The sequence below is a fragment of the Corynebacterium sp. HMSC074A01 genome (assembly GCF_001831515.1).
Classification (GTDB): domain Bacteria; phylum Actinomycetota; class Actinomycetes; order Mycobacteriales; family Mycobacteriaceae; genus Corynebacterium.
Genome location: NZ_KV825605.1, coordinates 1 through 506 on the forward strand (window position 1 = coordinate 1; position 506 = coordinate 506).

Sequence of the window (506 nt, forward strand, 5' to 3'; positions counted from 1 at the left end):
CCAGCCGCACCTTCCGGTACGGCTACCTTGTTACGACTTCGTCCCAATCGCCGATCCCACCTTCGACCACTCCCTAACAAGTTTGGGCCATGGGCTTCGGGTGTTACCAACTTTCATGACGTGACGGGCGGTGTGTACAAGGCCCGGGAACGTATTCACCGCAGCGTTGCTGATCTGCGATTACTAGCGACTCCGACTTCATGGGGTCGAGTTGCAGACCCCAATCCGAACTACGACCGGCTTTCAGCGATTAGCCCACCCTCACGAGCTCGCAAACGCGTTGTACCGACCATTGTAGCATGTGTGAAGCCCTGGACATAAGGGGCATGATGATTTGACGTCATCCCCACCTTCCTCCGAGTTAACCCCGGCAGTCTCTCATGAGTCCCCAACCAAATGCTGGCAACATAAGACAAGGGTTGCGCTCGTTGCGGGACTTAACCCAACATCTCACGACACGAGCTGACGACAACCATGCACCACCTGTACACCAGCCACAAAGGGAA

The 506-nt window shown here is 55.9% G+C and carries 1 rRNA gene; it reads right to left on the bottom strand.

Features of this window, described 5'->3' with window-relative positions:
- Positions 1-506 (bottom strand): 16S ribosomal RNA (locus HMPREF2550_RS03055); the annotation flags it as partial.